This is a genomic window from Methylocaldum sp. MU1018, assembly GCF_053646775.1.
The window spans coordinates 85001-104164 of sequence record NZ_CM132195.1; the positions used below are offsets into that span (position 1 = coordinate 85001).

Annotated in this window: 18 protein-coding genes and 2 rRNA genes (1 of these 20 running past the window's edge); 7 read left to right on the forward strand and 13 right to left on the reverse strand. The window is 60.5% G+C overall.

Features of this window, described 5'->3' with window-relative positions:
- Together ACWJKU_RS00360 and rrf are read left to right on the forward strand one after the other, a co-directional pair.
- A 23S ribosomal RNA gene (locus ACWJKU_RS00360) occupies window positions 1-907 on the forward strand (it extends 1986 nt beyond the left edge of the window).
- A gap of 94 nt (window positions 908-1001) precedes the next feature.
- Window positions 1002-1114, forward strand: a 5S ribosomal RNA gene (rrf, locus tag ACWJKU_RS00365).
- A gap of 470 nt (window positions 1115-1584) precedes the next feature.
- Here the strand turns inward: rrf and ACWJKU_RS00370 are convergent.
- The 5 genes from ACWJKU_RS00370 to ACWJKU_RS00390 all read right to left on the reverse strand — a co-directional run bounded on the left by ACWJKU_RS00370 (window position 1585) and on the right by ACWJKU_RS00390 (window position 5047).
- Complete coding sequence (locus ACWJKU_RS00370; RefSeq protein WP_454144943.1) at window positions 1585-1977, reverse strand: hypothetical protein; 393 nt, start codon at window positions 1975-1977, stop codon at window positions 1585-1587.
- Window positions 1953-2210, reverse strand: a complete 258-nt coding sequence (locus ACWJKU_RS00375; protein WP_454144945.1) for a hypothetical protein — start codon at window positions 2208-2210, stop codon at window positions 1953-1955. The genes ACWJKU_RS00370 and ACWJKU_RS00375 overlap by 25 nt, the downstream gene beginning before the upstream one ends.
- 210 nt (window positions 2211-2420) lie before the next feature.
- Window positions 2421-2615, reverse strand: coding sequence for a hypothetical protein (locus tag ACWJKU_RS00380; RefSeq protein ID WP_454144947.1), 195 nt, complete (start codon window positions 2613-2615; stop codon window positions 2421-2423).
- A gap of 1311 nt (window positions 2616-3926) precedes the next feature.
- Window positions 3927-4181, reverse strand: a complete 255-nt coding sequence (locus tag ACWJKU_RS00385) for a DUF1328 domain-containing protein (RefSeq protein WP_454144949.1) — start codon at window positions 4179-4181, stop codon at window positions 3927-3929.
- 59 nt (window positions 4182-4240) lie between these two features.
- On the reverse strand, window positions 4241-5047 hold the full coding sequence (locus tag ACWJKU_RS00390) for a hypothetical protein (protein ID WP_454144951.1): 807 nt from the start codon (window positions 5045-5047) through the stop codon (window positions 4241-4243).
- A gap of 265 nt (window positions 5048-5312) precedes the next feature.
- On the opposite strand from ACWJKU_RS00390, the gene ACWJKU_RS00395 reads away from it, so the two are divergent.
- On the forward strand, window positions 5313-7424 hold the full coding sequence (locus ACWJKU_RS00395; RefSeq protein ID WP_454144953.1) for a glycosyl hydrolase family 57: 2112 nt from the start codon (window positions 5313-5315) through the stop codon (window positions 7422-7424).
- Between the two features lie 269 nt (window positions 7425-7693).
- Window positions 7694-8356: a CHRD domain-containing protein gene (locus tag ACWJKU_RS00400; RefSeq protein ID WP_454144955.1), complete on the forward strand. Its 663-nt coding sequence runs from the start codon at window positions 7694-7696 to the stop codon at window positions 8354-8356.
- 197 nt (window positions 8357-8553) lie between these two features.
- Here the strand turns inward: ACWJKU_RS00400 and ACWJKU_RS00405 are convergent, their stop codons facing one another.
- On the reverse strand, window positions 8554-8988 hold the full coding sequence (locus ACWJKU_RS00405; protein WP_454144957.1) for a GlcG/HbpS family heme-binding protein: 435 nt from the start codon (window positions 8986-8988) through the stop codon (window positions 8554-8556).
- 236 nt (window positions 8989-9224) lie between these two features.
- Between ACWJKU_RS00405 and ACWJKU_RS00410 the strand changes: the two genes are divergently transcribed.
- A complete protein-coding gene (locus ACWJKU_RS00410; protein ID WP_454144959.1) occupies window positions 9225-10250 on the forward strand; it encodes a class I fructose-bisphosphate aldolase in 1026 nt (341 codons plus the stop codon).
- A gap of 36 nt (window positions 10251-10286) precedes the next feature.
- Here ACWJKU_RS00410 and ACWJKU_RS00415 read toward each other — a convergent pair whose 3' ends face one another.
- The 5 genes from ACWJKU_RS00415 to ACWJKU_RS00435 all read right to left on the reverse strand — a co-directional run bounded on the left by ACWJKU_RS00415 (window position 10287) and on the right by ACWJKU_RS00435 (window position 15217).
- Window positions 10287-11105 (reverse strand): general secretion pathway protein GspB, encoded by an 819-nt coding sequence (locus ACWJKU_RS00415; RefSeq protein ID WP_454144961.1) that lies wholly within the window; start codon window positions 11103-11105, stop codon window positions 10287-10289.
- Between the two features lie 16 nt (window positions 11106-11121).
- Window positions 11122-12777 (reverse strand): AAA family ATPase, encoded by a 1656-nt coding sequence (locus ACWJKU_RS00420; protein WP_454144963.1) that lies wholly within the window; start codon window positions 12775-12777, stop codon window positions 11122-11124.
- A 146-nt stretch (window positions 12778-12923) separates the two neighbouring features.
- On the reverse strand, window positions 12924-13376 hold the full coding sequence (locus ACWJKU_RS00425; protein WP_454144965.1) for a hypothetical protein: 453 nt from the start codon (window positions 13374-13376) through the stop codon (window positions 12924-12926).
- A gap of 298 nt (window positions 13377-13674) precedes the next feature.
- Complete coding sequence (locus ACWJKU_RS00430) at window positions 13675-14097, reverse strand: YMGG-like glycine zipper-containing protein (protein ID WP_454144967.1); 423 nt, start codon at window positions 14095-14097, stop codon at window positions 13675-13677.
- Between the two features lie 292 nt (window positions 14098-14389).
- Window positions 14390-15217, reverse strand: a complete 828-nt coding sequence (locus ACWJKU_RS00435) for an OBAP family protein (RefSeq protein WP_454144969.1) — start codon at window positions 15215-15217, stop codon at window positions 14390-14392.
- Window positions 15218-15442: 225 nt separating this feature from the next.
- Here ACWJKU_RS00435 and ACWJKU_RS00440 point away from each other — a divergent pair, with 225 nt between their 5' ends.
- On the forward strand, window positions 15443-15949 hold the full coding sequence (locus tag ACWJKU_RS00440; RefSeq protein WP_454144971.1) for a PepSY-like domain-containing protein: 507 nt from the start codon (window positions 15443-15445) through the stop codon (window positions 15947-15949).
- 153 nt (window positions 15950-16102) lie between these two features.
- Here ACWJKU_RS00440 and ACWJKU_RS00445 read toward each other — a convergent pair whose 3' ends face one another.
- Window positions 16103-16462 (reverse strand): hypothetical protein, encoded by a 360-nt coding sequence (locus tag ACWJKU_RS00445; RefSeq protein ID WP_454144973.1) that lies wholly within the window; start codon window positions 16460-16462, stop codon window positions 16103-16105.
- A 194-nt stretch (window positions 16463-16656) separates the two neighbouring features.
- Here ACWJKU_RS00445 and ACWJKU_RS00450 point away from each other — a divergent pair, with 194 nt between their 5' ends.
- Window positions 16657-17931 (forward strand): patatin-like phospholipase family protein, encoded by a 1275-nt coding sequence (locus ACWJKU_RS00450; protein WP_454144975.1) that lies wholly within the window; start codon window positions 16657-16659, stop codon window positions 17929-17931.
- Between the two features lie 342 nt (window positions 17932-18273).
- On the opposite strand, the gene aqpZ is transcribed toward ACWJKU_RS00450, so the two are convergent.
- A complete protein-coding gene (gene aqpZ / locus ACWJKU_RS00455) occupies window positions 18274-19026 on the reverse strand; it encodes an aquaporin Z (RefSeq protein WP_454144977.1) in 753 nt (250 codons plus the stop codon).
- Between the last annotated feature and the right edge of the window lie 138 nt (window positions 19027-19164).

A 19164-nucleotide genomic window follows, 5' to 3' on the forward strand; every position in this document is an offset into this window, starting at 1 on the left:
ACCCGGGACTCAGTGAAATTGAACTTGCTGTGAAGATGCAGTGTACCCGCGGCTAGACGGAAAGACCCCGTGAACCTTTACTACAGCTTTACACTGGACTTTGAATTCGCTTGTGTAGGATAGGTGGGAGGCTATGAAGCCGGGACGCCAGTTCCGGTGGAGCCAACCTTGAAATACCACCCTGGTGAATTTGGAGTTCTAACCCAGGTCCGTGATCCGGATCGGGGACCGTGTATGGTGGGTAGTTTGACTGGGGCGGTCTCCTCCCAAAGCGTAACGGAGGAGCACGAAGGTGCGCTCAGCACGGTCGGAAATCGTGCACAGAGTGTAAGGGCAAAAGCGCGCTTGACTGCGAGACAAACACGTCGAGCAGGTACGAAAGTAGGTCCTAGTGATCCGGTGGTTCTGTATGGAAGGGCCATCGCTCAACGGATAAAAGGTACTCCGGGGATAACAGGCTGATACCGCCCAAGAGTTCATATCGACGGCGGTGTTTGGCACCTCGATGTCGGCTCATCACATCCTGGGGCTGTAGCCGGTCCCAAGGGTATGGCTGTTCGCCATTTAAAGTGGTACGCGAGCTGGGTTTAGAACGTCGTGAGACAGTTCGGTCCCTATCTGCCGTGGGCGTTGGAGATTTGAGGGAAGTTGCTCCTAGTACGAGAGGACCGGAGTGAACGAACCTCTGGTGTTCCGGTTGTCACGCCAGTGGCACAGCCGGGTAGCTATGTTCGGACAGGATAACCGCTGAAAGCATCTAAGCGGGAAGCCCCTCCCAAGATGAGATCTCCCTGGGACTGCGAGTCCCCTGAAGGGCCCTGGAAGACTACCAGGTTGATAGGTTGGATGTGGACGGTCAGTAATGGCTGAAGCTAACCAATACTAATTGCCCGTGAGACTTGACCATATAACGCCCAAACCGTTTGGGTGAAGACCTGACGCCGTGTACGTTGTCCGAGTGAAGAGCACACCTAAAACAGCTCGACTCTCAACCAGTTTTGCCTGGTGGCCAGAGCAAGCGGGAACCACCCGATCCCATACCGACCTCGGAAGTGAAACCGCTTAGCGCCGATGATAGTGTGGATACCCATGCGAAAGTAGGACACCGCCAGGCTCCCTTCTCTTATAGCCCCGGTAAATTCTATCGGGGCTTTTTTGTTGAATCTATTTAATCCTAGACGTCCGTCCCGGTCTTTCGACCGAAATTTAGATGCGTCGCGTAAAAAAGATGCAGTCGAAAGAATCGTGACGCCGTTTTGCCATCTTCCGTCGCATCCTCAGCATTTCTTGTGGGGAATAAGTTTCAGAACGCTCGCGCCAGTGGCGACGTCCTTTACTCGAAGCTATGACTTTGAGGCCATTTCGCCAACTCTTATACTGATTGCCGACACAATATGGGCTACAAGCTGCGTGATTCGGCGATTGCGGTGGCATGTGTTGTATTGACCTGTCCCGGAAGGGGGAATGGTTTTTAACAATCTGAATTTTGTTCTTTCGATGCAAGAGATCTTCAAACAACTCGAACGGAATCTCGATCTTTGCCTTGGCAAGGATCGCTTTCATCTTCGGAAGAGGCTTTCGCGTCTACGCGCAGAAATGCGCGGTAGTCCAACTGAAACGGACAAGCTCCGGGCCTTGAAAGATTTGATGAGCCAGTCCGCAGCGCAAAGGCGATTGCGAGCGGACCGTGTTCCGGCATTTGATTATCCGGGAGAGCTTCCGGTCGCCGAAAAAAAAGATGAGATTCTCGAAAGCATTCGCAATCACCAGGTCGTCGTAGTCTGCGGGGAAACGGGCTCGGGTAAAACGACTCAGTTGCCGAAAATCTGCCTTGAAGCCGGTTGCGGAATCTCCGGTTACATCGGCCATACACAGCCGCGCCGCATCGCTGCCCGTAGCGTCGCCGCGCGGATCGCCGAGGAATTGAAGCAGCCGCTTGGCCAAGCCGTGGGTTATAAGGTGCGCTTCCAGGACCATACCCGGCCGGAAACTCTCATCAAGCTGGGGCTCAGCACCGTCAGCAGGTAAGCCGAAGTGGCAGGTCCGATGCCTGGAATGGACTCCAGGAGATGCCGTCGCTGCCTGAGATCGGGATCGTTGTCGATGAGGTTCTTGATGCGTTGGCGAGTCTCCTCCAACTCCTTGTCCAGCATGTCCAGGACGGTTTTGAGCGAATCGATGATGGCCGGGTCGAGACGGTTTCGTTCCATCCGATGATCAGTCGGAAATTCTGACTCTTGTAGAGAACAGAATCGATATATAAGGGCGGCAGATACGTTGTACGTTGCACATCCGCCAGCGTCGCTCGCTCCATCCCGCACTTCAAGATGTGAGCCATTACCGACAAAAAACCCGGCCGAAGCCGGGTTTTTTGTGACCGCTGATCGACGGAATGAAATTGGATCAGTGGCTTTTCATCATTATCTGGCTTGCTGAGTTTGCCGCTCGACTTCTTTTTTCGTCTCCTCATAGGCCTTATAGGGTACGCTCGACATTTCTCGCCCTTTCAATAGAAAAACGCCAACGATTACTAAGGCTATGAGCCCGCCGATATAGAACCAGAAGTAATCTTTCTTGGGTTGTTCTGGTTGTCCTTGTCCTGGTTGATGTGCCATTTCGTTTACCTCCATTCGCGTAAGAAAACTTAAATCCATAACGCTAAATCTCATTCAGCGTGCGGTACCCGCCCCGGGACATCCGGGTTTGGAAACGGCAGGTGTCGTCTATTACCCTACGGAATCCGGCATGAAGCAATTAGGTAGAATTGCTTACCGGAGGGGGAAATCGAGGACATCCATAAAATTCCCGCCATTGAAGCCGATTCGATGGCACGCCAAAGTCTTCATGTCACAAAGCGCGGAGCAGAATCGTAACGCCTGAGCAAATTCCGCAAGTCGCGCTAATCCGCCGAGAACATCGAATAGAGGCCATAGAGTAATCCCAGCCAGGCGAGAGTCTTGACAATGGGTAGTCCTAAAAGAATCAGGCTGCAGATTACAACCAGGCTAAATCCGCTCCAGGTACTTTTTTCCGTCAGCCGATTCAGCAGCCAGTGTGATGGGGGTGGTTCAGTCCTTCTTCCGGTCATGGTTCGTTTCCTTATGTCGTGGGGACGGAGGTTTTAAGCCGAGTCGGGAGGACGCGCGCGAAATCCTCGAAAGCCCGTCCGGAAATCGAGTGCGGAGCGCGCCGGAGGAATTCGTCGGTAAAGCCCGGCGCTACGGGTTTGTTGCTCAGGTTGTCATCGTGCTTGGCCCGTAACGGGCCGGCACTCCATACCGGCATAGGCATAATCGCTGCCATATCTTTTACCGTGCCTGATGTGCATGGCCCCGGCCAGACAGGGTAATTGCCCGAAGATTTCGGGCGGCTAAATGTTAAATTCGACGATCGACGTTTTTTAGACATCGGAAACAAGAACTTAGTGAACTGTTTGGTGTCACTTTACATGAGGCAATGCATCGCTTTTTAAGGATGGAGCTTCACGATTCTCACATTTTAATGGAGATAGGCTTATGAAAAAGCTGATTGCCCTTGGTTTTGTTGTGGTTTCCTTGGTTTTCGGCGGTTGTCAGAGAGAGTCAACCCCGAGTAGTCCCGGCGGTCCTGGCGGCGGCAGTCCAGCCGGTCCTCAGCCTGGGGGAACTCCGGGCGGACAATAGTCCGAATCATTCGTTATAAAGTCGCGAAAATCAGAATCCGCTTTCATTCTGGACCTGCCGCTCACGGCAGGTCTTTTTTTATCCGGCCATTTGCCGAGGTTCCGCACTAAAGAGGAGCGGGTACAGTCCGTCAGGACATGGGTTTTTCGGGAAACCTTGAATTAATGGCGTGGTAGCTTACGAGCCTGTCGCCGGCGAGCGGAGAGAGCGGAACGAGGCAGCGGTTGCTGAAACCGCTGCCCAATCGAACGGCGGAGTGCTTATTTAGATAGGGGGGCGGCGGCCCATCACGAAAAAGACAAGGGCAAGGATCAGGCCGACGACGAACAATATCCAAGCGATTTGAACCGCCGTGCCGGCGATGCCGGTAAAACCCAAAATCGCGGCGATGATGGCGATAACGAGAAATGTAACTGCCCAGCCAATCATGGCATATCCTCCGTGGTTGGTTTTGCAACTCACCGGGCCGGTGAGATACCGTGCAGTAAATAAGACAAACGTAGCGCCCGCTTTACTCATCCGATATCGTTCCGGTGTCGGAATCTCTGTCTAAGGCGCGCAGTCGATGCGGCCGGTCGCTAAATCCGGGATGCCGCGGTTCGCGCCGGGTTGAACCGGGCCGCCTTGGCCGGAACGCGGCGGTTCTCCGCAATACCCAAGAAAATATCCCGGAACATCACGTAATTCACCGCCATCCAGAAACCGTGGACGACGGGGATGAGTGGATATAGGCCGAGCATGATGAAAGCCAGCACGCTCGCAAAAGAAAACGCGGCCACGAGCAGGATCGAGCGCCGGTTCAGCAAGGCCGCCTGTTGTCCTTGCGCCAAGGCTCTGATGAAGTCCACGCCGAGGCTTCGCAGGGGATAAAGGAACCCGAGGCCGACCGGCAAGATCATGGCCCACGCGATGAGATTGTTTCCGCTCGCCTCGTAAACCAGGGCGAGTTGCGTCGAGATATCGTTGCTCTGCTGGAGATTCGCCGTTCCGACAGCCACCTCCCGACCGCTCGCGGCGAACGCGGCTTGCATCGCCGCCTCGCTGGAAGTGAGGGCCATGTCGAGGGGAATGGTCGTCAGAAAGACGAACAGGCCGACCTGGACGCCGAATTTGACCGCACCACGGAACAGCGAACTGAAGCGCGAGCGCATGCCGGCCCAGTCCGACTCGTGATCCACCGTCAGCGCGAGATTGAATCCTATCGCGAACGTCAGATATTCCCCGATCGGCTCGGCGACACCCGCGATGCCGGTCGCCAGGCAGCATACGGTCATCACGACGATCCATGCCGGCCATTTCCGGGAAACCAGTTCAAAGCCCTGCTTGATCCAGGTTTGCCACGCATCGGGAGAAGCCTGCCTGGGTTGGATGAATCCGCTCGCCATGAATAAACCTCGCGCAAAAACGTCGTTGAAAAAATCGGCGACACAGTTTACAACAGCCCCGGCGCCGCCAACGGCGCGTAACGCTGTGTTTTCTATGAGTAACCTATCGGCGGCCTGTACCGGCGTTCGGGAAGGCCGCCCCGCAATTCGTCGATGAATTTTCTCCCCCTTACGCGGAACCGGAATAGCCGCGACCGAATGGCGGTTTTCCGGCGGCGCGCCCGCCATTTTTAACTTTGGCCGCACGAAGCCGAGGAATCCATAAATGGGTGTATTTTCCAGGTTTGTCGAAATCGATTGTCCCGCATCACTGCTTTGCCAGCCCTCGGGCAAGAATCCGGCGTTTCGGATCGTCTTCAGGGCCGACGGGGAAATTTCGTTCCCGCAAATCGTCCTGCACGGGCAGGGCGCGCCGAAGCTCATCAAGGACGATGCCATTCGGCCGGAAGCCGGGTGGACCTACGTGGCCACGGTGCCGGAGGGACTGCTGGACGCCGGGGAGATTGCGGTTCAGGTAGAAGGGTGCCGGCGGGCCGACCTCGATCGGGCCGACGCCGATGACTGGATCAAGGCATTCCGCACGCTGCGGCTGGCATCGGCGCCCGTGGCGGAGCCGCAAATCCGTGTCCACGCGATGGGCGGCGCCGAGATCAAAATCTATTTCGGCATCCACAAGCACATGCACCAGCCGTACTACAATGCCGCCGATCAGAACGCCTGGGACGGGGAAAAGGACGATATTTTCGGCTCGCGGGTCGGCAACTATACCGATTTCGTTCCCGCCGCGGTGCGGCAGTACATCGAGGGCGGTTTGCCGCATGCCGGACTGTCGCTCAGCTGGAGCGGGTCGCTGATCGAGCAACTCGACCGTTGCGCGGTCGAAGGTCTTTGCGGCGGGCGCTTCTCGAATTGGAACGGAGCGCTGCGCGGGATGGCCGGCGAGAAAACCGTGCTCGGAAACCCCCGCATCGCCTTCGCCGCGTTCGGTTTTTTCCATCCGCTGATGCCCTTGATCCCGGCACGGGACATCGTCCGGCAAATCGCCTGGCACCGGCAACTGGTACGCGATGCCTTCGGCGTCAAGGCATCGCGCGTATTGTTTCCGCCGGAAACCGCCTTCCACGCGCGGATGATTCCGGCCCTGATCGAAGCCGGCATCACGGCGGTCATCTACGACTCGATCCACCGCTTCCGCGCTTGCCGGGACTATCCCTATGCCGGCATCGGTGAAGGCATGCTGCCGCCCAATCCGGCGGACCAGGTCAACGCGCCGGTAGACGACTGGGTGCAGCTCCGCAACATCTGGGCGAGTTCGAAAATCTCGCCGTCGCTGCTGCGGCCGGAATATGTCGCCTACGAAGACGCGGACGGCCGGACGCACAAACTCATCGCGGTTCCGGCCGAGCGCTACATCGGGAACGAAGACGCTCGCGGCGGGTTCGGCGCGCTGCAATATCCCGACGTGCTGGAGCAGGTGTACGACCGCGTGGCTGCAACCGGCGGTTACGACCCCGCGCATCCGCCCTTTTTCCTGCTGCACTCCGACGGCGACAATCACGGCGGCGGCGCCGACAGCTATTACAAGCACAACACCGGGCAACTGGTGCGCTGGCTGCGCGAAGACCCGCGCTTCGAGCTGACCGCCATCGACGATTATTTGCAGCGCTTTCCGCCGGATCCGGCCCGCGCCGTCCACATCGAGCCGGGCTCGTGGAGCGGGGCGGACAACGGCGACCCGCAGTTCATGAAGTGGTTCAGCCGGTACGACCAGCCCTATTCGCCGGACCTCAATTCCTGGGCGGTGCTGACGGCTTTCCAGAACATCGTCCATACCCTGGAGGACAGCGAACCCGGACACTCGCAGTTGGCCGCGGCGGTCCGCCTGCTGTTGACCGCCGAAACCAGTTGCTACTGGTACTGGACCGGACAGGACGTCTGGGACCGGCAAGTCACGAACGCCGCCAACCGGGCTTACGGACTGGTGAAGCCGGCGCTCGAAGCCACGCTCGCCGCCGGCCGGGATCGAACGGGGCCGACCGTCTTCGCTCCCTGGGTGACCCCGGAAAATCCGGGCGGCAAGCGATGGGGGCAGGGCTGTCTGATCGACGCCCCGCGCCAGGGCATCGCGCACACCTTCGTTTTCGACGTTTCAGGCGTCAAGCGAGTCGACCTGATCCTCCGCACCGCGAACGGAGAAACCGTTCTGCCGATGAGGGATCACGGTCCATATCCGTGCGAAACCGGGGCCGCCGTCACCGCCGGCTATTACACGGCGGGCTTGCCCATCGGAGCCGGTGACATTCGTTATTACATCGAAGCGGAAGACCGTGCCGGCAACGTCGCCCGCAGCAGCTTGGAACGGATCTATCTGGCCTGAGCGGCGGCTGCGCGGAGCGCGCGAACCGGATCGGGGCGTCGGCCCGATCTCGCCGGCATTCCGGTCGGTTTTGATTTTTCAAAAAATAGGCGGATTTCCGTAAGTAAATCTGCATCGGAACGGAATCGCCTGTCGCATCATCGAATCACAAAAGATCAAGAGGGCCATTCCGTTTTGTCAGGAATTTTTCAACGGGCACAATTTGAAAACCGTTCTCCAAAGGGCGCGCCATGCGCTACCGGAGCAACGAAGCACAAGGAGATAGGGATATGATCAAACGTGAAAAAGCGCTATCGATGTTATTGGCCGGTTTGTTTTCCGGCGCCGTCTACAGCCAAGAGGGGCCTTTCGTCGCCAATCTGACAGGCGCGCAGGAAGCTCCCGCGGTCGATTCCAAGGCTCAGGGCATAGCGATCTTCCGATTCAATCAGGATTCGACGCAATTGACGTACAGACTCGCTTTGGAGCAGGCCGGCGCCCAGATCGCACCGGGAGGCGGAGCAACGCCGGGGGGCGCCGCAAGGCTGGTCAGCGCTCATTTGCACTGCGCTCCGTCGGGACAAGCCGGTCCGGTCGTCGCCGATTTGTTGGGAACGATAACGGGCGGCGTGACAGGACCGGTCGAAGTCAGCGCGACCTTGTCGGATGCCAATATCATTCCGGAATCGACGCAAACGACCAATGATCAGACGACTTGCACGACCACGACGGGGAGCGCGATCACGACCGTGGCCCAATTGGCTCAAGCCATAGCGGCTGGGAATATCTATGTGAATGTGTCCTCGGATCAGCATCCCGATGGAGAAATCCGCGGGCAGCTCGTTTCCATTACCGCAGGCGGCGGGACGACCCCGGCTATCGGCGGAATAGCCCCGGGCGGCGGCGGAGCGGCACCGGGCGGCGGTGGAGCGGCACCGGGCGGTGGCGGTTAAAAGACCGGCCAGCCAAGGCCCGAAATTACCGGTTTGGTTAGCGAGCCGATTTGGCTTGAGTTCGGCTCGCAAGGGCCTCATGGCTTAACCAATCGCGGGCGGACATGGAAAGGCCCCTTCAAGCCGAATGTTCATTTGAAAAAGGCCTGCTTTTCGGCAGGCCTTTTTTTGCCAGCGTTCCGTTCCTCTATCCGGCTTCAGGTGCGCCAGGGGTGTTCCGGCAGATCGGACACGCCGACCACCTCGCATCCCGCCATGGCCACCTTGTGATCGTTCTCGACCGTGCTGCCGCTCGCTCCGATCGCGCCGATCAGAATGCCGTCCGCATTCACGATCGGCAGTCCGCCCGGAAACGTGATCAAGCCCTCATTGGAGACCTCGATCCCGTACAACGAGCCTCCGGGCTGCGACATCTTGCCGATTTCGCCGGTCGGCATGCCGAAAAAACAGGCGGTCCGAGCCTTTCGGATGGCGATGTCGATGCTGCCGACCCAGGCGTCGTCCATCCGGGCAAACGCTTTCAGCGTGGCGCCCGAATCCACCACCGCGATACAACTGCGCGCGCCGATTTCCTCGGATTTCTTCAGCGCCGCGGCAATGGCGCGCTGCGCTTCCTCATAGCTGACGTGCATGGCCGTTTCCTCCGTTGATCTGTTCAATCTGTTCGACAATCCGGACAGTAGCGGGTTGCGGCCGGATCACGGTGACCCGGCCGCCGATCGAAGCTATGATCGACTCGCATGACCGGCACCCGCCGTACTGCATTCGGTCTAAGGCTTCATGCGCGGCCGGTATCGGCCGGAATCGCGCAATCGGCGCCGTTCTCGGGTTTCGCCATAGACGAGTTTCGAAGAGTAAAGGAGGGTTTATGTCCAATGAATTGGCACAAATAGCGGCACGCATGGTCGCGCCGGGCAAAGGGCTGCTGGCCGCCGACGAGAGCACGGGGACGATCGAAAAGCGGTTCAAAAAGCTCGGCATCGAATGCACCGAGGAGACGCGCCGGGCCTATCGCACGATGCTCTTCACCGCGTCGGATCTGGAAAAATACGTCAGCGGCGTGATCCTGTTCGACGAGACCATCCGTCAGACGGCATCCGACGGCACGCCGATCGCGGAACTCCTCGCCGCCAGGGGCGTCATTCCCGGCATCAAGGTGGACAAGGGCCTGGCCGACCTGCCGTTCTTCCCCGGCGAGCGCTTTACCCAGGGACTCGACGGCCTCGGCGACCGGCTCGACGAATATCGACGGCTGGGCGCGCGTTTCGCCAAATGGCGCGCGGTGATCGCCATCGGCGAGGGCATTCCCACCTCCCAATGCCTGCGCGCGAACGCCGAGGCGCTGGCCCGTTACGCCGGACTTTGTCAGGTGCACGGGCTGGTGCCCATCGTGGAGCCCGAAGTGCTCATGGACGGCGCCCACGACATCAAAGCGTGCCGGTGGACCACCGAAGAGACCCTGCACGAGGTTTTCGACGCGCTCGGACGCTACCGCATCGTGTTCAAGGACATGATACTGAAGCCCAACATGGTGCTCGCCGGCGCCGACTGTCCGCGCCAGGCTCCGCCGGATGAAGTCGCCGACATGACGCTCGCCTGCCTCAGGCGGACCGTGCCCGTGGCGGTCCCCGGCATTGCCTTCCTTTCCGGCGGCCAGAGCGACACGGTGGCGACCGCCAATCTCAACGCGATCAACGTCAAGGCTCAGACGATGAACACGCCGTGGACGCTGACCTTCTCGTTCAGCCGGGCTTTGCAGGCATCGCCGATGGCGCTCTGGCGCGGCCGGGCGGAAAACCGGGCCACGGTCCAGCAATCTCTCATCCGGCGCGCGCGCCTCAACGGAGCCGCCGCACGGGGACAATACGACCCCGAAATGGAGCGGGCGGCCTAGCGGCATTAAAAACGGCTTTCCGCGCATCGACCGGATTCACGGGCGCGGGACGCGGAATTTGCGGCCTTCCCATCTCAGCACCAGGCTGTCGGAACGGATCTCCAGGAGTTCCGCGCCGCCCTGGGTGCGGTCGCCCACCCGGTATTTCTTCATATCGATGATCGCGAAGCGCTCTTCGGGCTGCTCGGAGTAGGCGAATACGTTGATCGTGACGGGTCCCGCCCGCTGCTGAAAATCGACGGGCATGGCTTGCAGAAACGGAATGGCGGATGGGTTCGTGGGCTCCGCCGGGTCGCGCGGTTCCGGTACGTCTGCGAGAGCCCGGAATTCGACCGGAGGCGCGATGTCTTTTTCCGCCGCGGGCTCGATTCCGGGCTCTTGATCGAGCCGTTGCCGGATTTTCCCGGAGGCCTTGGCCGAAAGGCGTTCTATTTTTTCCGAAGGCGCGGGTTTGGCCGCCCTTGGCGGCGTTGCCGGCTGACCGGCTTTTTCGTCGACGCGTCGCGTTATCGGGGGCTGCTCGGCCTGGACGGGGGCCGGGCGCTTTTCTTCCGGCGGCGCTTGAATTTCCGCTGAACTCGATGGCGCCGGGACGAAACCCGATTGCGCCGCCGCAACGTCCGAGGCGGCGACGCTTTCCGCCGCGACCTCGGGCGGGGGATCGCTCTTTCCCCAGCGGGTGAACCAGAGATAGCCGAGAACCGCCGCGTTGAGCGCGATGACAAGCGCGATCGGCCAGACCGACCCGCGGCGCCGCGGCGGCGCTTGATCGACCGGGACGAGGGCGGGCGGCGCGGCCTGGCCCGCCTGCCGCTCGCGTTCCGATTTTCGGAGAGCTTCGAGAATGTAGGACATCGGCGCTGTTCCGGTTTTATGGAGAACCCGCGGCGAGCCTCGGCGCGCCGGGATCGCCGGCCCTTCGGCTCAGATAGATCAGGGTATAGGGACCTGCCACGCCGTCCGGAGCCAAGCCCTGTTCAGTCTGAAACGCGATCACTCGGGCCTTGAGATTCTCATCGAAATAATCGTCGGCTCCGTCTTGCGCGGGCACGCGCAGCATCTGCCTCAGCCATTTCACGGTTTCCCCCCTGACGCCCGCGCCGAGCGCCCGTGCGTCGCCGTTCGGCGGTTTCCAGAGCAAGGTGGCGTCGCCCTGCCAGAACGGCAGAATGTCCGCCAAGTCGAAGGCGTGGTCTTGATCGCCCCAACTCAGTTCGACCTTGTCGTCGCGAATGCCGACGAGCGCCGCATAACGCTTTCCGCCGTCGGGCAGCGCGAATTCCAGCACGGCCGGATGGTCGAGGGCTCGCAGCCGGAACCAGTTGCCGCGGGTCGACAGGCAGCGCAATCCCTTGGGCTCGGCGAAGCGGCACATGTCGCTCGTTCCGTCCGGCGCTTCGATCCGCCATAAGGATAGGACGCGGGCGAAGGCCCGGTCGCGGGTCGCGCCGGGGTCTGCGATCAGTTCGACGAACGTCGGTTCGGGAGCGGGCGCTGCGGCCGGTTTCGCGGGCTCGGGGGCGCTTTGCGGCGTTGGCTCGTCCGGCTTCGGCCGATCGGCGGCCTTCGGCGGATTCAGCCAAGCCGATAGCCGGAGCGGCATGGTTGCCGGGTCGGCGCGGAACTCGATGCCGGCATAGATCGTTCCGCACACGGCGAGCGCGGCCAAAAGGCCGAGCGGCGTGACGGCCGAGAGTTTTGCGCCATGCCCGATGTTGGCTTGTGGCATGAGTTCCTTGGCGGCCTTACGGACGATGGCATGGCTCGCTCGGCTTTTGCCGAGGCTGTAGGCGCCCAGCAACGACCTGTCGCAGATGAGATTGATCAGGCGCGGAATTCCGCCCGATTGCCGATGGATTTCGAAGACGGCGGTCCGGCTGAACAGCGAAGTCTCGGCGCCGCCGATGGCCAGGCGGTGGCGGATATAAGCCGCCGTTTCCCGAAAATCGAGCGGCCGCAGGTGGTAGCGCGCGGAAATCCGCTGCGAAAGCTGCCTCAAGTTCGGCTGAGCCAAAAGGAGGCCGAGTTCGGGCTGGCCGACTAGGATGATTTGCAGCAGTTTGGTCTGATCCGTTTCGAGATTGGTGAGCAGTCGGATTTGTTCCAGCACGTCGAAGCTGAGGTTCTGGGCTTCGTCGATCAGGACGACGGTTCGTTTTCTCCGTGCATGGATTTCGAGAAGGTGCCGGTTCAGCAGATCGATCAACTGTTTCAGGCTCGCTCGGTTTTCCGGGTAAGCGATGCGCAGTTCGTCGCAGATGCTGGCGAGCAGTTCGCGGGGACTCAGCCGGGGATTGAAAATCAGTGCGATGTCGACATCGTCGGGTAGCTGGTCGAGAAGGCGCCGGCACAGGGTCGTCTTTCCGGTGCCCACCTCGCCCGTCAGGACGACGAATCCTCCGCCTGCGCCGATTCCGTACGAGAGATGGGCCAGCGCCTCCTGGTGCTGGGGACTCGGATAGAGATAGCGCGGGTTCGGGGCGATGGAAAAGGGCGGTTCGCGGAGATGGAAATAAGATGCGTACATGCGGGTGGACCGGGCGATGCCTCTTCGCGCCGTTTCGACGGCCTGGCTGAGCCGACGATACCACTGTGCCGAAGGGGGCTGTCAAGTTTTTGAATTCAAAAGCTCCTTTTCGAAAGCCGGTCGCGTGTGCCGGGGCGTTTCTAGGTTTAAGACTCGCCTCCCGAAGATCGGGCCATCATCCAGATCAGCATTTCTTCATTGACCTGGTCGGGCTCCGGTGAACGGGGCGGACGATGAGTAACTAAGAATTCGGTCCGGTGTAATCGCAACAGGTGCTCGACGGTTTCGTTGAGCGTCATTCGCTGCTCTTTGGCGAGTTTTGCCAGGGCGGCGTAGGTGCTCTTCTTGAGGCTCATCCGTTGCAGGTTGGCCGAGCACCGGCGCTGGTTCAGAGCGTTCTGCAAGCGTTTCCGGCCGATGTCGTTCAAATGCCGTTCGATCCATCCGTTCAACTGGCGCAGGTCCGAACAGCGGTCGAGCTGTTCGGCAGCCTCGCTCTCGTGAGTTACTAATATGTCTTTCGCCTTGCCGGGCTCCCTGAGCATGCGGCGCAGATAAGTCATTGCGTCAGCGTGTTTTTCCGGTTTCAGTCCGCGCATATACGGTTCCCATGAGTTACTCATTTGTGGTGAAAATATACCGGCCGGAGCCGTGATCGGATGGCTGTGAGTAACTCATGAATATTAAGGCCGGGCTCGGACAGGTCAATCCTTTACGCGAATCGCGGCTGGACGCAAAGCCGGGAAAATGTGGCGCCGGCGGCGCCGAAGGTGCGCGTGCGGCAAAGTCTCGCCGATCGGCGCGAAGGATGAGCCTGCCGTGGGCGGGCGCCCGGCGGAAATGAGATTGCGACGATCCATGACGCGCTCGCGAGTTTCAGCCGAGAGCGTCGGGCCGTCAGTCCCAGCCGACGACATCGTAGCCGCGTTCCTGCAAGCATCGGTTCACGAACGTTTGATAGGCGGGATCCGGTTCCGACCGGCCGAACATGGATCGAATCAACCCCGCTGCCGCGCCGCTGGCGGCGCCGATGGCGGAGCCGGCGCCGGCCGATCCGACCACGGCCCCGCCGACGGCTCCGGTCGCCGCGCCTATTGCGGCGCCTCCGACGGTGCTTTTGGCGGCGCTGCCGGCGCCGGTCTGCCGCGAGCTGGCGCCGGCGGCTTCGGCCAAGGATCTGCACTCGGCGATGTCGCGGTCGGCGACGGCCTGGCCTACGTTCTGAAAGTGCTCGTTCGGATAAAGTACCGGCTTCGCGGTGGCGCAACCGCCCAATCCGATAATCAAAGCGAACAGGATCGATGCTGCGGCGGGTCTCATGCGTCATTCTCCATTTCGGGCAGAGCGCGTACGGCGGTCACGCTCGGTTTCTGGCTGTCGGTCGTCTTTAATTCCAGACATCGTTTCCGGCGCTTAATTCCGTTTTTCGGTTCGCCGGTAGCCGCGGCAGGCAACCGCGAAGGTCTGGCGACGTCGTTCCTCGCAAGCGGACGTCGCGCAGCCGGCTGCGCCGGGCATCGCGGACGAACGGACTACCGAGGGATTGACTGGCGGTGCGGAGACGCTGGCTGATGCAAGCGTTCGGGCGGTGCGCGTTTCCGGGCCCCGGTCGTCAATTCGAGTCCGATACGGGGCTGATCGGTTCCGGATTCTTGGATCGCTCGTCGTTTTTGTCCATGACTCCCGGCATGGAGCGGGTCGGCCCGGGGAACTTCTTTTTCAAAACGTTCACGCCGGTCTGGGGTTTGGCCAGGGGGACGAGGTCTTTCCGGTCGAGCCGGTCCTGGGCGATGTCGGTTCCCATCCGCCGGTCGCGCTCTTCGACCAAGCCCGGCAGCGCCTCGCCGTCGCGATTGAACGACCATTCCAGGATCGGGGCGCCGATAGGCATTTTATCGCCGCGTTTTCCGAACGGCGCCGAGTTCCAGACATGCCAGGTCTTGCCGTAGCTGTTCATTTTCCCTTTCATGAGCTCCTTTTCGGCCGTTCCGGGTATCCCGGGCGCCTTGAGCTGGCCGGAGAGAATCTCGTAATTGTGGGGATGCCAGTATCTCTTTTCCGACATGGGCAGAGATTCGAACAGGGTTTCCGAAATGATGTACTCGATGCCGATGAGATTGGCATTGGCGGTATTGCCGTCGAACAGCACGCACTGGGCGAAGTCCTCGTTGACTTGGCGGCAGTAGTGATGCGCTTCCATTTGATGGGACGGATCTCTTTTGGCGACGTGGAAACCGGAGAGATAGATATCCATCGGGCGCAGAGGCGATTGGTTTTGCAGCACCGCGGCCCCGGCTTCGAGCGCTTGGGTTTTCGCCGATTTTTCCCGGCCTTCGGGGCGAAGGCGGGCGTTTGTCGTGCCCGCGCAGCCCGACAGAAGGGCGAGGAGTACCGCCATATCAATCAGGCGCACGGTATGTCCGGGTGTGCGTGTTTTCATCGTGTCCCTTCCGTAAATCCTGGCGATGGCCGCGCCTGGATTGTTTCTTTCCGGCCGGGTGACAACAATAGGTAAATATACCTAAGGTCGATTCGACCCGGCCCGGCCGTCACGGGAATGCTCGATGCGCCCAAGAAGGCAAGATGCTGCGATTTTTGAAACTTCGACGCAGGGATCTGTCGAATTTTTGGCAGAATTTTCTCAAACCGCGGACATGGAGGATTTATGAGAGTAAAGGTTTTAATGGGTGCCGTTATGGCCGTCACGGTTTCTTATATCGCCGATACGAATGCCCAAGAATCCGTTGAGCATAAGGCGCTCAAGAAGGGCGACGTTCCCCAGGCCGTATTGCAGTCCTTCGAAAAGGACCATCCGCAAGCGAAAAGCGTTGCTTACGAAGAGGAAGTGCGGGAGGGAACGCCTTATTACGGAGTCGAATACAAGACCAAGGGAAAGGAAGAGGAATTCGTTTACAGCGCCGACGGGAAATTGGTCGAGCAGCATGAAGGGATCGGAGTCAAGGCGGTCCCGGCGGTGGTCCGGCAGGCGGTCAAACGGGAGCATCCCCATGCCGCCGTCAAGGAGGCGGAAAAAGTGATGAATCCGGACAAATCCGTGATCGGCTATGAAATGGATATCAAGGAGGGGAAACAGCACATGGAACTCGTCTTCGACCCCTCGGGCAAGCTTCTGCGGCAGGGAACCATCGGCGGTCCGACCAGGCATCTTTGAGACTCGCCGAGCCGCAATCGGCCGATCGAAAGCAACGATATCGGCGTTTAAACGAAATTTCGAATCGAGCAAGCCGCCTTCGGGCGGCTTGCTCGATGGGCGTTTGGGCGAGAGCCTGTTTCGGGCCGGACGGCGGCGTTCGGGCGAGGGGAATCATTTCAGCGCGTCCGCCATTTCGCGATGCGCCTCCGCCAGCTTTCGGTCGATATCGGCGGCCCGTTCGTAGACATCGATCAGCCGTTTGGTACGGTTTTCGAAGTTTTCTCCCATATAAGCCTTGGGAAAGTCGTGGGGGTCCTTCCGGAACTGCGCGAGGATCCGTTTGTGCTCCTCGGCTTTGTTTTCCATATCTCTGGCGACCGCTTCATAGCGATCGGCCAAGGCCAAATGATCGGCGCGGGTGTGAGCGACCCGAACCGCCGCGGACACGCCCATCGGGGGCGGATTCCTTTCGGCGCAGGACGCCAATAATCCGAACAGGGCTAAAACCGCCCATAAAATGGCGACGTTCATCGTCTTTTCCTCCCGGCCATCGTTTTCCGACTTCTCCGGTCGTCTCGAGAGATAAGCCTTAGACCTTCACATAAGCCTCGGATGCCGCGCGCCGGCAAACGAATTCCTTCGATCCGCCCGATGTCAAAGACAATGGCAATCCGCAGCCTGCGGGTACGGTTCAAGGATCGGTGAAACGATACGGGAGGGCAGTCATGGGATGGGTCGGATCGGCGAAAACGGCGGGACAATCCATCGGCCGGCTGTGGTGTTTCGTCATGGCCGCCGCGATAGCCGGCTGTACCGCGCTCCGGCCGCATTTCCCACCTTCGGCGCAGATCGAGAGCCAGGTTCGGATACCGGGCATACCGGGAGTGAGGGCCTGGGGCGACGAGTTCAGCCCGGTATTCCAGAAAGACGTGATCGAATCCGTTCGTCAGGAAGAGCGGAGCGGCCTTTTCAAACCGGGCGACACCATCGGCATCCTGGCGATCTCGGGCGGCGGGGGCGACGGTGCGTTCGGCGCAGGCCTCCTGTGCGGGTGGAGCGTCGCCGGAAACCGTCCCCGATTCAAGCTGGTCACCGGCGTCAGCACCGGGGCGCTCACCGCTCCGTTCGCCTTTCTGGGCCCCGCCTACGACGACAAGCTGAAAAAGGTTTATACGACCATCGGCTCCAAGAACATTTTCAAGCTCAAGTCCATTTTCGGGATGTTGCGGACCGATGCCATCAGCCTGAACGATCCCTTGGCCAAGCTCACCACGGACTATGTCGACGACCAGATGCTCAAGGATATCGCCGCCGAGCATGCCAAGGGGCGGCGGCTGTACATCGGCACCACCGCGCTCGACGCGCAGCGCCCGGTGGTCTGGAACATGGGGGCCATCGCCGCCTCCGGCCACCCGGATGCGGCCGATCTGTTCCGCAAGATCATGATCGCCTCGGCGGCCGTGCCGGTGGCGTTTCCGCCGGTGTATCTGACGGTCGAGGCCGGCGGACGCCGTTATGACGAGATGCACGTCGACGGCGGCGTCGCCAATCAGGTGTTTCTCTACGGTTCCATGCTGAATCCGCTGCGAGGCTTGAAGGATCTGGGCTTCGACCGGATGCGCCGGAAGTCCCGCGTGTACGTCATCCGGAACACCCAGGCCAAACCTCATTGGCGCGCGGTCAGGCCGGTGATACGTTCGATCGCTCCGCGCGTGATCTCTTCCCTGATCAAGGCGGAGGGTGTCGGCGATCTCTACCGCATTTTCGCCACGGCTCAGCGCGACGGGCTCGATTTCAACCTGGCCTTGATTCCGGACGAGATGGACACCGCGGACCGCATCGACGAGTTCAACAACACCGTGATGAACGTACTGTTCGACACCGGCTACAAGCTGGCCCGCTACGGCTACCGCTGGCTGAAGGGGCCGCCGGGATTCTTTCCCGTGACGGGCGGCGTTATGCCGGATAACCGGCCGATTCGCAGGAAACAGGAGGAGTAGCCGGCGCACATCCCCATGCGCTCGCCCGGAGGGATCAACCTAAATCCGGCCGTTGGAAACGACCTGAAAAGCTCTAAACCCTCTCCCCGGCCCTCTCCCAAAGGGAGAGGGTGTTTTGAAGGTCGGGAGAAGGGCGTTTGGCCACGCCCTTGCGGGCACCGACGCCACGGCGACCGGCCAGTCCCTCTCCCAGAGGGCGAAGGAAGTTCGGCCCCTTTCCCTTCGGGGAGGGGTTGGGGAGAGGGCCAGCGGCGGCCGGCGTGGCCTGGCGGCCGTTTCGGAGATTCAACCGCGGTTTTTAGGATCAAGACCGGCTCGGGAGCCCATCTTCGCGGCTGCCGTTTACGGAATCGTCTTCGGCCCTCGGGTCGCGGCGGCGGCCTGCCAATCCTCGCGGTGGATGGTCGCCGACAGCACGCGGTGGACCAGGCCGGCGAGAACGGCTCCGATGAAGGGCGCGACCCAAAAGAGCCACAGCTGGGCGAGTGCCCAGCCGCCCACGAACAGCGCGGGGCCGGTGCTGCGGGCCGGATTCACCGAGGTGTTGGTCACCGGAATGCTCGCCAGGTGAATCAGGGTGAGGCCCAAGCCGATGGCCAGAGGCGCGAACCCTTGCGGAGCGCGCGAATCGGTGACGCCCAGGATGATCGTGAGGAACATGAAGGTCATCACGACTTCCATCAAAAAGCACGCGCCCACGGAGTATTCCCCGGGCGAATGGGCGCCGTAACCGTTGGCGGCGAATCCCGCGGCGACGTCGAATCCGGGCTTTCCGCTGGCGACCAGATACAGCACGGCGGCGGCCAGGATCGCGCCGAAAACCTGGGACACGATGTACGGCGCCAGATCCGACGCCGGTATCCGGCCGCCGGCCCAAAGGCCGACGGATACTGCCGGATTGAAATGGCCGCCCGAAATATGGCCCACGGCATAGGCCATCGTCAGCACGGTCAGGCCGAAAGCCAGGGCCACGCCGAGCAGGCCGATGCCGACGTTGGGGAAGGCGGCGGCAATAACCGCGCTGCCGCAGCCGCCGAAAACCAGCCAGAACGTTCCGATGAATTCCGCGGCACAACGACGATAAATCGACCACATGATCAGTCCCTCCAAAGTGTTTTCCAAAACCAGCCGATTTCCGTTTCCGCTCGAAAGCAGGACGAGCGGTCACTTGTTAGATCATGTTTTGACCGCTGACTCACCGCGCCCGGCGAAAATAATATTGGCTGGAGTGTG